Source organism: Streptomyces sp. JLSY215, from assembly GCF_059682825.1.
This window is the reverse complement of sequence record NZ_CM185022.1, coordinates 1,315,489-1,329,661: the sequence shown is the minus strand read 5'-3', so window position 1 is coordinate 1,329,661 and position 14,173 is coordinate 1,315,489. Positions and strand designations below refer to the sequence as shown.

Below are 14,173 nucleotides of genomic sequence, written 5' to 3'. Positions count from 1 at the left end.
ACCGGTCGGCCCAGAGCCAGGGGTTTGCCGACGCTCCGTCAATCGCCACGCCCCAGCCGGATTTCGCATGTCAGGGCATCTACCGAGGATCCTTCCCGGACCGGGCACCGGGCCCGCGGGGCGTCAGTGGAATGGACCAATGAGCCGGCACGCCGGACATGGGTGAGCGGCGCGCCCCGTCCCGGGCGCGCCGCTCACATTCCCGTACGCCTGAACGGCGCTGGGGACCCCCACCCGCGGTCAGCGCGTGCCGACCGCCGCCCGCACCGCACGCCGCGCCATCTGGCAGTCGTCGTGCAGCCGGCGCAGGAGCAGCCGCTGCTCCTCGCCCGCCGCGGGCACCCCGGGCTGTCCCGGTCCCGGAGTCCCCGTGGGCGCGGGCTCGCGCATGGTCCGCTGCACCGCCGTTTCGTAGCGCCGGATCTCGCGGGTCAGTACCAGCATCAGATTCACCAGGAAGGCGTCCCGCGCGGCCGGCCCCGCGGACTGGGCGAGCTGGCTGATCTGACGGCGTGCCACCGGGGCGTCACCGAGCACCGACCACAGCGTCGCCAGGTCGTAGCCCGGCAGATACCAGCCCGCGCTGTCCCAGTCCAGCAGCACCGGACCGGCGGGCGAGAGCAGCACGTTGTTCAGCAGCGCGTCGCCGTGGCAGAACTGCCCCTGGGTGTGCGCCAGGCCGTGCAGCAGCTTCTGCAGATCGCCCAGGTCACGGTCGGTGAGCAGCCCCAGGTCGTGATACCGGCCGATCCGGCCCGCGTAGTCCAGCGGGGCGTCGAACAGCCCGGCCGGCGGCCGCCAGTGGTTGATCCGGCAGATCGCGCCGAGCGCGGCCCGTACGTCCGCGCGGGGAGGCGCCTCGGACGGGTGCCGCGCCGCGGCCGCGACCCGGCCCGGCATGCGCTCGACAACCAGCGTGCAGTTGTCGGGATCGGCCGCCACCAGCCGCGGCACCCGTACCGGCGGGCGATGCCGGACGAACGCGCGGTAAGCAGCTATTTCCTGCCGGAACCGCTCGGACCATGCGGGGGAGTGGTCCAGTAAACACTTCGCGACCGCGCTCGTCCGGCCCGTCGTGCCCACCAGGAGGACGGACTTGCCGCTGCGGCGCAGCACCTGGACCGGATTGAACTCCGGACAGATCCGATGCACCGACGCGACGGCGGCGCGCAGCTGAGCGCCCTGGGGGCCGGACAAATCGAGTCTCCCGCTGAGCGGTTGGGTGCCCGTCCCCTGTGGCCGCCGGGTACGTCCGCCGGGGAGGCCGGCGACACCCCCCGCGGAGGGGGAGGGGTCGAGATACGGCCCGCTGCCGGAGGGGTGCGGGCGGTACGGCCGGGCGGTGGCGGTCACGGCGGACGATGCTGCATACATGGGTGAGACAGATCCCTTCGTGCGCCGACGAGTTGCGTGCGCTCCCGGCCCGGTGGTGGGAACCCGGTGAACGGGCCCGCAGAAGGAGGCCGATCCAGGGTCCCTGTGAAGGGCGCGCACCCTGGGGAATGCGGTCCCGCCACCGGGCCGGGGGCTGCACACCTACCGAACACGGGGCTACGGGTGGCAGACCATCTGGCGCACCCTGGCGAACCCTGGCGAATGGTCGCAGCGCCCATCACCGGCCGTTACTGTCAACTCAGTCGAGGAACCTGGGGGCTTGACGTGGACAGGCAGCCGAACACCCGTCTCGCGGACCTTTTCGGCCTGGCCGGCTGGTCCAAGGGAGAGCTGGCGAGACTGGTCAACCGGCAGGCGGCGGCCATGGGCCATCCGCAGCTGGCGACCGACACCTCGCGAGTGCGGCGCTGGATCGACATGGGGGAGACGCCCCGCGATCCGGTGCCCAAGGTCCTGGCTTCCTTGTTCACCGAGCGCCTCGGCCGTGTCGTAACCATCGAGGACCTCGGGTTCGCCAGAACAGGTCGCTCGGGGAAGCGGCAGGCCATGGACGGTCTGCCGTGGGCTCCCGAACGGACCGCTGCGGTCCTCACGGAATTCACGGGAATGGACCTCATGCTCAACCGACGCGGCTTGGTGGGCGCGGGCGCGGCGCTCGCCGCGGGATCCGCACTCACCGGCGCCATGCACGACTGGCTGCACACCGACCCCGCCCTGACCGCCGACGCCCCACGCCACGACGATCCGTTCGCCTCCGACTCCCTCGACCAGATCGGCCTCGACCGCTATGAGGCGGCCCCCGTGGGCTCCCAGGAGATCGACGCGCTGGAGCGCTCGGTCGAAGTGTTCCGCGCCTGGGACGCGAACCGCGGCGGCGGACTCCAGCGCAAGGCCGTGGTCGGACAGCTCAACGAGGTCGGCGGCATGCTCGCCTACCGCCACCCCGACCATCTCCAGCGCCGGCTGTGGGGCGTGGCGGCCAACCTCGCCGTCCTGGCCGGCTGGATGTCCCATGACGTGGGGCTGGAGCCCACCGCCCAGAAGTACTTCATCATCGCCGCCCATGCCGCGCGCGAGGGCGGCGACCGCCCCCGGGCCGGCGAGGCGCTCTCCCGCGCCGCCCGTCAGATGGTCCACCTGGGCCGCCCGGACGACGCCCTGGACCTGATGAAGCTGGCCAAGTCCGGCTCCGGCGAGCAGACCCTGCCGCGGACCCGCGCCATGCTGCACACCATCGAGGCCTGGGCGCAGGCCGCCAAGGGCAACGGCCAGGCGATGCGCCGTACCCTGGGCGAGGCGGAGGAGCTGTTCGTCTCGGACAAGAGCGATGTGCCGCCGCCCAGCTGGATGCAGATGTTCGACGAGGCGGATCTGCACGGCATGCAGGCGCTGGCGTTCCGTACGCTCGCCGATCACGACCCCTCCGTCGCCAAGATCGCCCAGAATCACGCCAAGCAGGCGCTGCGGCTGCGGAACGCCGGCTTCCAGCGGTCCCAGATCTTCGACTACATCTCGATGGCCTCGGCCTGCTTCCTCGGCGACGACCCCGAACAGGCCGACCGCTACGCCCGGCTGGCCCTGGTGTCCATCGGCGAGAATTCCTCCCATCGGACCTGGGACCGGTTGCGCGAGATGTTCCGGCTCACCCATCAGTACGCCGACCACACCAAGATCCAGGACCTGCGCGAGGAGATCCAGCATGTCCTGCCGAAGGCGAAGACCAAGCCGAAGGGGAGCGCATCCGGTCTCGGCCCAGGGCTGGGAGCGGCGAGCGCCCTGGGGCCCAACTTCACCGTGTAGCAGGAGATATGACGGAACGCCATGTGAAGATGACGATGCCTCACATGGCGAAGGCGAAAGCGATGGCGATGCTTTCGGCATCGCCGGTCATGCCGGTGATATCGATGACGCCGTTGCCCTGATGTCCGTTTCGCCGTGCGGAGATGCGTCCGTGCCGTGTGTCAGTCGCCGATCCTGGCGATCAGCACACAGGCGTCGTCCTCACGCTCGGTGCTGCCGAACTCCTCGACGACGATACGGACACTGTCCTGCGCACTGCGGGCCGCGGCGAACCGTGGCGCCAGCGCGAGCAGCCGCTCGGCTCCCTCGTGGGCGTCGGCGGTGGGGTTGCGGCGGGGCACCAGACCATCGGTGTGCAGGACGAGCAGATCGCCCGGCTCGAGTTGTTCGGTGCGCTGGCTGTAGGTCGCGCCCGCGGTCGCGCCGAGCAGTACGCCCTCGGGCGGGTCCAGCGCGCGCCCCGTGCCGCCGCGGAACAGCAGCGGTGCGGGGTGCCCGGCCTGGGCCCACTCCAGCCGACGGGTGTCGGGGTCGAAGCGGCAGCACACCGCGCTGCCCAGGGCGGGCTGGGCGGTGGTGTCCAGAAGCTGGTTGAGGAAGCCCATCAGCGGTCCCGGCTGCTGCCCGGCGACGGCCATCCCGCGCAGCGCGCCGAGCACCATCGCCATCCCGGAGGTGGCGGTGACGCCGTGCCCGGTGAGATCGCCGACGCTCAACAGCGTCTTGCCGTCCGGGAGTTGCAGCGCGTCGTACCAGTCGCCGCCGATCAGCGCGCTGGTGCCGGCCGGGAAATAGCGGCCGGCGAAGTCGAGGGCGACCGGCCCGCCCTGCGGGAAGCGCAGCGAATCGCGCCACTGCGGCAGCACGGACTCCTGGAGCTCGACCGCCATACGGTGTTCGGTCTGCGCGGCATGCCGCTCGCGCTGCAGCGAGTCCACGCTGTCGCGCACCGCGGCCTGGCTGCGCCGCAGCTCGCTGACGTCACGCAGCACGGCCCACATGCATGCCGTACTGCCGTCCGTGTCGAGCACCGGCTCGCCCACCATATGGACCGTGCGCAGGCTGGCGTCCGCGCGCACGATCCGGAACTCGCCGTCGATCGGCTTGCCGTCGACCAGGCAGTCGGTGACCATCGCGGCCAGCCCCTCCTGGTCCTCGGCGAGCACCAGGGACGGCAGCTCGTCCAGGGTCAGCGGGCCGTCGGAGGGCCTGCGGCCGAACATCGCGAAGAGCTCGTCGGACCAGCTCACCTCGTCGGTGAGGAGATTCCACTCGGCGCTGCCTACCCGGCGCAGCAGCGAGCCGCGCTCGGGCGTCGCGGGCTGGGGCGCCGCCGGCACTACCGCATCCGGCGCCGCGTCCTCCTCGTCCTCCGGCGGCAGTCCCTCTCTCAGCTGGTCGAGATGACCGCCGAGGTCGTCGAGGTGGTGGACGGCGAGGTCGCACAGCGCCCGCTGCCAGCGCAGCTGCGGGTCGGTGGCGAGGCCGGTGTCCACGGCCGCGGATTCCCGGCGTACCGCATCCAGGCCACCGCGCAGGCGGCGGGCCTGCGTGATGAGTGCCTCGACGGTGTCGCGCTCGGGAGACCGGTCGGCTGAGTGATCCGCGAAGAGAGGGGACGGCATGACGTACTCCGTGATCAGGCGGCGCCGGGGCCAGGTCTGACAGAAGGGGCCGGTAACGACTGTTGCACAGGCTGCGACGCTCCGTAAGGGATTTGGCATTACCCGATACGGTGGTGCACCTGGCATATGCCATAGGCCTTCCGTGGCAACCCCGGGTCGAATCGGCGGAATGGCAGCTTCCAGGCTAGGCTGCGGCGGCCGTAGAGCTGTCATGCCCGCCGATCCATGGTGGGAACGACGCATACAGCCCGCAGTCACCGGCAAGAATGCCGGTCAGCGGAAATCCCGTTGCCAGCCCGCCCCTCGCCCCGGATGCTGACCTCATGTTCGATCCAGACATAGCGCCCAGCGGCACCCTGCTCGGCCTCCTTCAGCGAGGCCGCGGCGACGGGACCCTGCATGCCCTCGCGGCGCCGCGCGCCGAGGCGCTCGCGGCGCTCAATGACAGCGTGCTGCGTGATCCCCGGCGCGACTGGCAGATCGAGAACCGCTCGCTCTACTACGCGCGCCTCTACATGCAGCTCGACGGCGGACTCGAAGAGATCGAACGCCACCTCTTCCACGCCGACGACCTCCTCGACACCGGCGAGGAGCGCACCGGCCTCGCCCTCTCCGTGCTCGGCCACCTCGCCGCGTACGGCCGGGACGCCGCCCGTCTGCTGCTGCGCAGCTACGCCGCGGCCGGCAGCAACTGGCGCTGGGCCCTCGACGAGCTCGCTCTGCGTGACGACGACGCCGGGCTGATGACCCTCGCCCCCGCCGCGCTCGCCCGCTTCCCCGAGACCGAGGAGGGCGAGGCCGAGCTGGCCGCCGCCGTCCGCGATGCCTTCGAGCCCCGGCCCTGGCGGCTGTGGGCCGAGGACCCCCGGTACGGTCCCCGGCTGGCCGCCGCGGGGGAGCAGGGCTCCTTCGACCGCTGGCAGCGCCAGCTGCGCCCCCGCGGCCCGCGCCCCGGCTGGAGCGTGACCGAGGTCCTCCAGTGGGCCCAGCAGGGCCTGGAGCTGGAGCCCGAGGAGCACCGGTACGTCGCCGCCGCCCGCTGCCTGGGCGCGGTCGCCGGACCGGAGGACCGCCCCGAGCTGCTGAGTGCCGCCCGTACGGGCCCGGACGCCGCGCGCGCCGCGGCCCTGCACCACCTCGCCGAACGCGGCGACACGGACGTCCTCGATCTGATCGAGGAAGCGGTCGCCTGCCCCCTCTCCTCCGAGTTGCCGGTCTCGGCCGCGCTCGCCGCCTTCGGGCGGATGCGCAGTGTGGCGGCCGTGGAGCGGGCCCGGGTCTGGGCCCGGCGTACGGACCGCCTCGGCACCTCTGCCGCCGCGATGCTCGCCCGCCGTGGCGCGCAGCGCGACGCCGACCTGGTGCTGGCCGCGCTGCGCCGCACGGTGCGTGAGGAGGGGCCGGACGCGGGCGGCCTGTGGGAGCTGGTCGACGGCGTCGGCCGCCTCGGTGTCGCCTGCGCCGCCCCGGTACTGCGTCACGTCTACCGCGAGACCTCTTCCTCCCACCTCCGTGGCCGGGCGGCCGGTGCGCTCGCCGCCACCGATCCCGGATTCGCGGCCGGCTTCGCCGTCGAGTGCCTGTGGGACTGTGAGGAGACCACCCGCGAACTCGCGGCCCGGCACGCCGCCACCGGCGACGACCGGGTCGTCGAACAGCTCCGCCGCCTCGCCGCCGATCCCGCGGAGGAGGCCGAGGTCCAGACGGCGGTACGCAGCCGCTTCGGGCCGGAGGCCCAGGGGGTTTAGCGCTCTGGGGGGGGCGGGGCCGGGGGGTGGGTAGGGCCCAGGGGCGTGCGGGTGGGGGAAATCCCCTAGGGGGTGCATGAGCCCCTTGCGGGCCCCAACGCGGCGGGGCCGGGGCGGTATTCCCTCGGCCCGTTGGTCGGAGGCCTCGCGGTAGCTGTGGCCCAGTGCGGTAGCTGTGGTGCAGTGCGGTAGCTGCGGCCCAGTGCGGTGGCTGCGGCGCCGTACGGGGGCGGCGCAGCGGGCGGTTCGCCCTCCGGCGGTCGGGCTCACTTCCCGGCGAAGGACATTCCCTGCGCCGCCAGCGCGTCCCGCAGGATTCCCAGGGCCTTGGGGCCCATACCGTGCAGCTGCCGCAACTCGGCCTCGCTCGCGTCGGCCAGTTGCGACAGCCGCAGATAGCCCGCCCGCTCCAGGGCCCGGCGTGCCGGGGCGCCGATCCGCGGGGGGAGGCCGTCAGCGGGCTCGTCGGGCTCCGCGTCGTAGGACGTCACACGTCTCCTCGTCCGTCCGCTCCGGTTTCGGCGCCGCGGCGCCGGGTCCACCTCCAGCCTGACATCCGGGGCGGCCGGCCGCTCGGCGGAGGCGTGCGCAGCGGAACGCTCATGGGACGTTCCCCGGCTGGAAAGATCCCCTTGGCCCGGTCCACGCACGGCGCGCCGAGAACAGCCGTATGCGTGTCGTCATCGTCACCGAATCCTTCCCTCCCGATGTCAACGGCGTCGCACACTGCGCCCTGGAAACCACCCGCCATCTCGTCCGGCGCGGCCACGATCCGCTCGTCATCGCGCCGCTCGGCGGCCATGAGCCGGAGGTCGCGGCCGTCGAGAGCCCCTGTCCGGTCGTCCGGGTGCCGTCCGTGCCGCTGCCCGGCTATCCGCAGGTACGGATCGCGCTGCCGGGGCGGAGACTGTCCGCCGCACTCGCCGCGCACCAACCAGACGTGGTGCACCTCGCCTCCCCCTTCGTCCTCGGTGCCCGTGGGATGGCGGCCGCGGCCCGGCGCCGGGTTCCCGCGATCGCCGTCTACCAGACCGATCTGGGCCGCTATGCCCGCACCTATCTCGGCGGCGGCGCGGCGACGGCCTGGCGGCGGATCCGGGCGGTGCACGCGGCCGCCGACCGGACGCTCGCGCCCTCCAGCGCGGCGCTGCTGGATTTGACCGAGCACGGCGTGCCGCGGGTGCATCTGTGGCCCCGTGGCGTCGACTCCGCGCGTTTCCACCCGGCCCGGCGCGACGCGGTGCTGCGCGGCTCGCTGGCCGCGGGGCGCGAGCTGCTGGTGGGGTACGTGGGGCGGCTGGCCCCGGAGAAGGACGTCCGGCTGCTGGCCGAGACCTCCCGGCTGCCCGGCGTACGGACCGTCGTCATCGGCGACGGCCCCAGCGCCCCCGGACTGCGCGCCGCCCTCCCCGAGGTGCGTTTCCTGGGCCGCCGCACCGGCGATGAACTCGCCCGGATCTACGCCTCCTTGGATGTTTTCGTGCACACCGGGCCGTATGAGACCTTCTGCCAGACCGTGCAGGAGGCGATGGCCTCCGGGGTGCCCGTGGTCGCGCCGAGCGCCGGAGGCCCACTCGACCTGGTGGACCACGGCCGCACCGGGCTGCTCGTGCCACCGGGCGACGGCGGGGCCGTGCGGGACGCGGTGCGGCTGCTCGGGGACAACGCCGAGCTGCGCATCCGCTACGGCGCGGCGGGCCGCGCGGCCGTCGAGGACCGCACCTGGGAGGCCGTGGGCGATCAGCTCCTCGGCCATTACGAGGCCGTGCTCGCCGACCGGACGGCGGTGGCGGCATGAGCGGCGGCACCGCGGACGGCATACGGGGCGGCGCGCGGGTCCGCCGGGACGGCGGGGCGGGGCTGCGGATCGTACGGGTCGCCAACTTCGTCACCCCGGCGTCCGGCGGGCTGCGTACCGCCTTGCGCGAACTCGGCGCCGGCTATGCGGCCGCCGGGCACGAACCGGTGCTCATCGTGCCGGGGGCGGGACCCGGAGCGTCCGACGAGCTCACCGAGCAGGGGCGGGTGATCACGCTGCCGGGGCCCGCGGTGCCCGGCACCGGGGGCTATCGGGTGCTGACCGACGGGCGCCGGCTGCGGCGGGTGCTGCGGGCGCTCGACCCCGACCGGCTGGAGGTCTCCGACCGCACGACGCTGCGGTGGACGGGCGAGTGGGCGCGCCGGGCCCGGGTCCCCGCGGTGATGGTCTCGCACGAGAGCGTCGACGGCGTGCTGCGGACCTGGGGCGTGCCGCACCCGCTCGCCCGCGCCGCCGCGGACCGGCTCAACTCCCGTACGGCACATGCCTACAGCCGCATCGTGTGCACCACCGAATGGGCGGCGGCGGAGTTCACCCGGGTCGGGGCGCGCAATGTGGTGCAGGCGCCGCTCGGCGTCGATCTCGCGGCCTGGCACCCGGACTGCCGCAGCGCGGAGCTGCGGCGGCGCTGTGCGGGACGGGCCGCCGTCCTGATGCTGATGTGCTCCCGGCTGTCGCCCGAGAAGCGGCCGGGGCGGGCGCTGGACGCGCTGGCGGAGCTGCGTCGGCGGGGCGTCGATGCGGCGCTGGTGGTGGCCGGTGACGGGCCGCTGCGGGCGCGGCTGGAGGGCCGGGCGCGGGCGGAGCGGCTGCCCGCGGCGTTCCTGGGGCACATCGCCGACCGCGCCCATCTCGCCGCGCTCCAGGCGAGCGCCGACCTCGCCCTGGCGCCGGGCCCGGCCGAGACCTTCGGCCTGGCGGCCCTGGAGGCGCTCGCCTGCGGCACACCCGTGGTGGTCAGCGCCGCCTCCGCGCTGGCCGGGCTGGTCGGCAGCGTCGGCGATACGGCGCTCGACGACGGCCCGTCCTTCGCCGACGCCGCCCAGCGGGTGCTGGCCCGCCCCGGGCCCGCCCGCCGCGCCGCCGCCCGGCAGCGCGCCGAGGGGTACGGCTGGCGGCCCGCCGTCGACGCCTTCCTGGCGGCGCACGACGCACCCGACCCGCACGATGCGCCCGCGCCGCGCGGCCGGGCGGCCGTCGGCCCCGTGCCGCCGGTGCGTCCCCGGGGCGGGTGGTGACGATGCCACGGTCCGGTTTCGCCGCGCTCGGCGACTCGCTCACCGAGGGCCTGGGAGACCCCGTACCCGGCGGCGGCTGGCGCGGGTGGGCGGCGCTGCTCGCCACGGCGCTGGGGGAGCGGCCGGGCGGCGTACCGCTGGTGAATCTGGCGTGCAGCGGGGCGCTGGCGGCCGATGTGGCCGCGCGCCAGCTGCCCGCGGCGCGGCGGCTGGCGCCCCGCTACGCCTCCCTCGTCGTCGGCGCCAACGACACCTTGCGGGCCGCCTTCGCCATAGAACGGGTCGCCGCCGCGCTCGATCTGACGCACCGTACGCTCAGCGCCGACGGGGCCGTCGTCCTGACCGCGTGTCTGCCCGACCCGGGGCGGATGCTGGGGCTGCCCGCGCCGCTGGCCCGCCCGCTCGCCCGGCGGATGCGCGCGGTGAACACCGTCGTCCATGCGGTGTCCGGCCGCTACGGCGGTATCCATCTGCACCTCGCCGACCATGCCTGGGTCGCCGACCGCACCAGCTGGAGCGTGGACCGGCTGCACCCCAGCGAGCGCGGCCACCGGCTGCTGGCCCGCGGCTTCCACGCGGCGCTGGCCGCCGCCGGACACGCCGTGGGGCCGCCGCCCCCGCTCGGCCTCGACGGGCCGCCGCCGACCCGCGCCGGCTCCGCCTGGTGGATGGCCACCCGCGGCACCCGCTGGGTCGCCGACCGCTGTACGGACCTGCTGCCCGGTCTGCTCGCCCTGGCGCTCCAGGAATGCCGGCACGGCCTGGCCGGCTCCGGACGGCTCCTCGACGCCACCGCCGAACGCGCCACGCGCGCCGCGCTCGCCGCCCTTTCCGATCCGAAGGGCGCTGCGACAATGGCCGGATGACCGGACGCTGGGAGTTCTGGATCGACCGCGGCGGCACCTTCACCGATGTCATCGGCAGACGGCCGGACGGCCGCCTCGTCACCCACAAGCTGCTCTCGCACCACCCCGAGCGCTACCGGGACGCCGCGGTGGCCGGAATCCGGATGATGCTGGGGCTGGGACCGGACGAACCGGTGCCCGCCGAGCGGGTCTCCGTCGTCAAGATGGGCACCACCGTCGCCACCAACGCCCTCCTGGAGCGCACGGGCGAGCCGACGGTGCTGCTCATCACCGAGGGATTCCGGGACGCGCTGCGCATCGCCTACCAGAACCGCCCGCGGATCTTCGACCGGCGGATCGTGCTGCCCGAGGCGCTCTACGCGCGGGTGATCGAGGTGCCCGAGCGGATCGGCGCGTACGGCGAGACCGTACGGCCGCTGGAGGCCGACGGGGTCCGCGAGGCGCTCCTGCGGGCCCGCGCGGACGGGCTGCGCAGCGCGGCCGTCGTCCTGCTGCACGGCTACCGCCACGCCGCCCACGAGAAGGCCGTCGCCGCACTGGCCCGGCGGGCGGGCTTTACGCAGGTGAGCTGTTCGCACGAGGTCAGCCCGCTGATGAAGCTCGTGCCGCGCGGCGACACGACCGTCGTGGACGCCTATCTCTCGCCGATCCTGGGCCGCTACGTCGACGAGATCGCCGCCGAGCTTCCCGGGATCCGGCTGATGTTCCTGCAGTCCAACGGCGGGCTGCGGGAGGCCGAGCACTTCCGGGGCAAGGACGCGGTGCTGTCCGGGCCCGCGGGCGGCGTCGTCGGCATGGTCCGCGCCGCCGCGGACGCCGGCGGCCACGACCGGGTGATCGGCTTCGACATGGGCGGCACCTCCACCGATGTGTCCCACTACGCCGGGGAGTTCGAGCGGGTCTTCGGCAACGAGGTCGCGGGCGTGCGGATGCGTTCCCCGATGATGAACATCCACACCGTCGCGGCCGGCGGGGGCTCCGTGCTGCACTTCGACGGACGCCGCTACCGCGTCGGCCCCGACTCGGCCGGTGCCGTTCCGGGACCGGCCTGCTACCGGCGCGGCGGCCCGCTGACCGTCACCGACGCCAATGTGATGCTCGGCCGCATCCAGCCCGGCCACTTCCCCGCGGTGTTCGGCCCGGACGGCGACCGGCCGCTGGACGCCGACGTCGTCCGCGGCCGGTTCGCCGAGCTGGCCGCGCGCGCCGCGGCGGCCACCGGGGACGACCGCGGCCCCGAGGAGGTCGCCGCCGGCTTCCTGGACATCGCCGTGCTCAACATGGCCAACGCGGTCAAGAAGATCTCCGTCCAGCGCGGCCACGACATCACCCGCTACGCCCTCACCAGCTTCGGCGGCGCGGGCGGCCAGCACGCCTGCGCGGTCGCCGACGCGCTGGGCATCGGCACGGTGCTCGTACCGCCGCTGGCCGGTGTCCTCTCCGCGTACGGCATCGGGGTCGCCGACGCCACCGCGATGCGCGAGGCGGCCGTCGAGGCGGAATTCGGGCAGGCCGGGGCCATCGACAGGGTGCACGAGGTGTGCGACACCCTCGCCCGGCAGACCCGGCGCGAACTCCTCGACGACGGCGTGCCCGACGCCTCCGTCACCACGCACGCCAAGGTGCTCATCCGCTACGCCGGGACGGACTCCACCATCGGCGTCCCGCTGGCCGACGCCGCCACCATGGCCGACGCCTTCCACCGCGCCCACCGAGCCCGCTACGCCTTCACCATGGACAAACCCCTGGTGGCCGAGGCGGTGTCGGTCGAGGCGGTCGGGGCGGCCGGCGGGGCGACCGGCTACGAGGTGCCTGTCACCGAGCGGCCGGGGGACGTGCGGCCCCTGACCACCGTGCAGATGTACACGCAGGGGCGCCGGCAGGACACCCGCCTCTACCGCCGCACCGATCTGCGCCCCGGCGACTCCCTCACCGGCCCGGCGATCATCGCCGAGGAGGACGCCACCACCGTGCTCGACCCGGGCTGGCGGGCGGCCGTGGGCGAGCGCGGCCACCTGCTGCTGACGCGCGTACAGGAGCGCACCGGCCGGACGGGGGTGGGCACGGAGGCCGACCCCGTGATGCTGGAGGTCTTCAACAGCCTCTTCATGGCCATCGCCGAGCAGATGGGCGTCCGCCTGGAGAACACCGCGCACTCCGTCAACATCAAGGAGCGCCTCGACTTCTCCTGTGCGCTGTTCGACGCCGACGGCAACCTGATCGCCAATGCCCCGCACATCCCCGTGCACCTGGGCTCGATGGGGGAGTCCATCAAGGAGGTGCTGCGGCGGCGCGGCGGCGATATGCGGCCCGGCGACGTCTACGCGATCAACGATCCCTACCACGGCGGCACCCACCTCCCCGACGTCACGGTCGTCACCCCCGTCTTCGCCACGCCCAGGGACGCGATGCCCGAGGACGCGATGCCCGAGGACGTGACGCACGATGACGTCACGCATGCTGAGGTAACGCACGGTGACGAGCTGTTGTTCCTGGTCGCCTCCCGCGGCCACCACGCCGAGATCGGCGGCATCACCCCGGGCTCGATGCCCGCGTTCAGCCGCACCATCCAGGAGGAGGGCATCCTCTTCGACAACTGGCTGCTGGTGCGCGACGGCAGGCTCCGCGAGCGCGAGACCCGCGAACTGCTCGCCTCCGGCCCGTACCCCTCCCGCGCCCCGGACGCCAACATCGCCGATCTGCGCGCCCAGATCGCCGCGAACGAGAAGGGCATCGAGGAACTGCGGCGGATGACCGAGCAGTTCGGCCTGGAGGTCGTACGGGCCTACATGGGGCACGTCCAGGACAACGCCGAGGAGTCGGTGCGGCGGATCATCGCCGGGCTGTCGGACGGCTCCTGCCGCTACGAGACCGACAGCGGCGCCGAGATCCATGTCGCCCTGACCGTGGACCGCGCGGCCCGCAGCGCCGTACTGGACTTCGCCGGGACCTCACCCCAGCAGCCCGGCAACGCCAACGCGCCCAGCTCGGTGGTGATGGCCGCGGTGCTGTACGTCTTCCGCACCCTGGTCGCCGAGGACATCCCGCTCAACAGCGGCTGCCTCAAGCCCGTCCAGGTCCGTATCCCGCCGGGCTCGATGCTCGCCCCGCACTTCCCGGCCGCCACCGTGGCGGGCAATGTGGAGACCTCCCAGGCGGTCACCGGCGCCCTCTACGCGGCGCTCGGCATCCAGGCCGAGGGGTCGGGCACCATGAACAACCTCACCTTCGGCAACGACCGGGTGCAGTACTACGAGACCGTGGCCAGCGGTTCCGGCGCCGGCGACGGCTTCGACGGCGCGGACGCCGTACAGACCCATATGACCAACTCCCGGCTGACCGACCCCGAGGTACTGGAGTGGCGCTACCCCGTCCGCGTCGAGCGCTTCGCCATCCGCAACGGCAGCGGCGGGAGCGGGCGCTGGCACGGGGGCTGCGGCGCCGAACGCCGGCTGCGTTTCCTGGAGCCGATGACGGTGGCCCTGCTGAGCAACCACCGCAGGGTCGCGCCGTACGGGATGGCGGGCGGCGCGCCCGGCTCGCTGGGCGTCAACACCGTGGAACGCGCGGACGGTTCGTGCGAGGCGCTGCGGGGCTGCGACACGGCGGACGTGGGGGCCGGCGACGTGCTGGTGATCCGTACGCCGGGCGGGGGCGGGTACGGGCCGGCGGAGGGGTAGGC

Annotated in this window: 9 protein-coding genes; 6 read left to right on the top strand and 3 right to left on the bottom strand. The window is 73.9% G+C overall.

All coding sequences use genetic code 11. The features are described 5' to 3' along the window. Positions 1–240: 240 nt before the first annotated feature. Positions 241–1,374: an aminoglycoside phosphotransferase family protein gene (locus AC5677_RS05950; protein WP_497193946.1), complete on the bottom strand. Its 1,134-nt coding sequence runs from the start codon at positions 1,372–1,374 to the stop codon at positions 241–243. A 285-nt stretch (positions 1,375–1,659) separates the two neighbouring features. On the opposite strand from AC5677_RS05950, the gene AC5677_RS05945 reads away from it, so the two are divergent. After that, complete coding sequence (locus AC5677_RS05945) at positions 1,660–3,195, top strand: DNA-binding protein NsdB (protein WP_497193945.1); 1,536 nt, start codon at positions 1,660–1,662, stop codon at positions 3,193–3,195. 161 nt (positions 3,196–3,356) lie between these two features. On the opposite strand, the gene AC5677_RS05940 is transcribed toward AC5677_RS05945, so the two are convergent. After that, positions 3,357–4,820: a PP2C family protein-serine/threonine phosphatase gene (locus AC5677_RS05940; protein ID WP_497193944.1), complete on the bottom strand. Its 1,464-nt coding sequence runs from the start codon at positions 4,818–4,820 to the stop codon at positions 3,357–3,359. 323 nt (positions 4,821–5,143) lie between these two features. Here AC5677_RS05940 and AC5677_RS05935 point away from each other — a divergent pair, with 323 nt between their 5' ends. Beyond that, positions 5,144–6,568, top strand: coding sequence for a HEAT repeat domain-containing protein (locus tag AC5677_RS05935; RefSeq protein WP_497193943.1), 1,425 nt, complete (start codon positions 5,144–5,146; stop codon positions 6,566–6,568). Between the two features lie 266 nt (positions 6,569–6,834). Here AC5677_RS05935 and AC5677_RS05930 read toward each other — a convergent pair whose 3' ends face one another. Then, positions 6,835–7,059 carry a helix-hairpin-helix domain-containing protein gene (locus AC5677_RS05930; protein WP_497193942.1) on the bottom strand — a complete coding sequence of 75 codons (225 nt, stop codon included), beginning with the start codon at positions 7,057–7,059 and terminating at the stop codon, positions 6,835–6,837. Positions 7,060–7,238: 179 nt separating this feature from the next. Between AC5677_RS05930 and AC5677_RS05925 the strand changes: the two genes are divergently transcribed. Genes AC5677_RS05925 through AC5677_RS05910 form a run of 4 tightly spaced genes read left to right on the top strand, consistent with a single transcriptional unit; the run spans position 7,239 to position 14,171 of the window. Continuing rightward, the gene (locus AC5677_RS05925; protein ID WP_497193941.1) at positions 7,239–8,366 is read left to right on the top strand and encodes a glycosyltransferase family 4 protein; all 1,128 of its coding nucleotides are present in this window, start codon (positions 7,239–7,241) and stop codon (positions 8,364–8,366) included. Beyond that, the gene (locus tag AC5677_RS05920) at positions 8,363–9,625 is read left to right on the top strand and encodes a glycosyltransferase (protein WP_497193940.1); all 1,263 of its coding nucleotides are present in this window, start codon (positions 8,363–8,365) and stop codon (positions 9,623–9,625) included. Before AC5677_RS05925 ends, AC5677_RS05920 begins: the two co-directional genes overlap by 4 nt. Before the next feature lie 2 nt (positions 9,626–9,627). Then, positions 9,628–10,491: an SGNH/GDSL hydrolase family protein gene (locus AC5677_RS05915; RefSeq protein WP_497193939.1), complete on the top strand. Its 864-nt coding sequence runs from the start codon at positions 9,628–9,630 to the stop codon at positions 10,489–10,491. Then, positions 10,488–14,171, top strand: a complete 3,684-nt coding sequence (locus AC5677_RS05910; protein ID WP_497193938.1) for a hydantoinase B/oxoprolinase family protein — start codon at positions 10,488–10,490, stop codon at positions 14,169–14,171. The genes AC5677_RS05915 and AC5677_RS05910 overlap by 4 nt, the downstream gene beginning before the upstream one ends. Positions 14,172–14,173 lie beyond the last annotated feature (2 nt).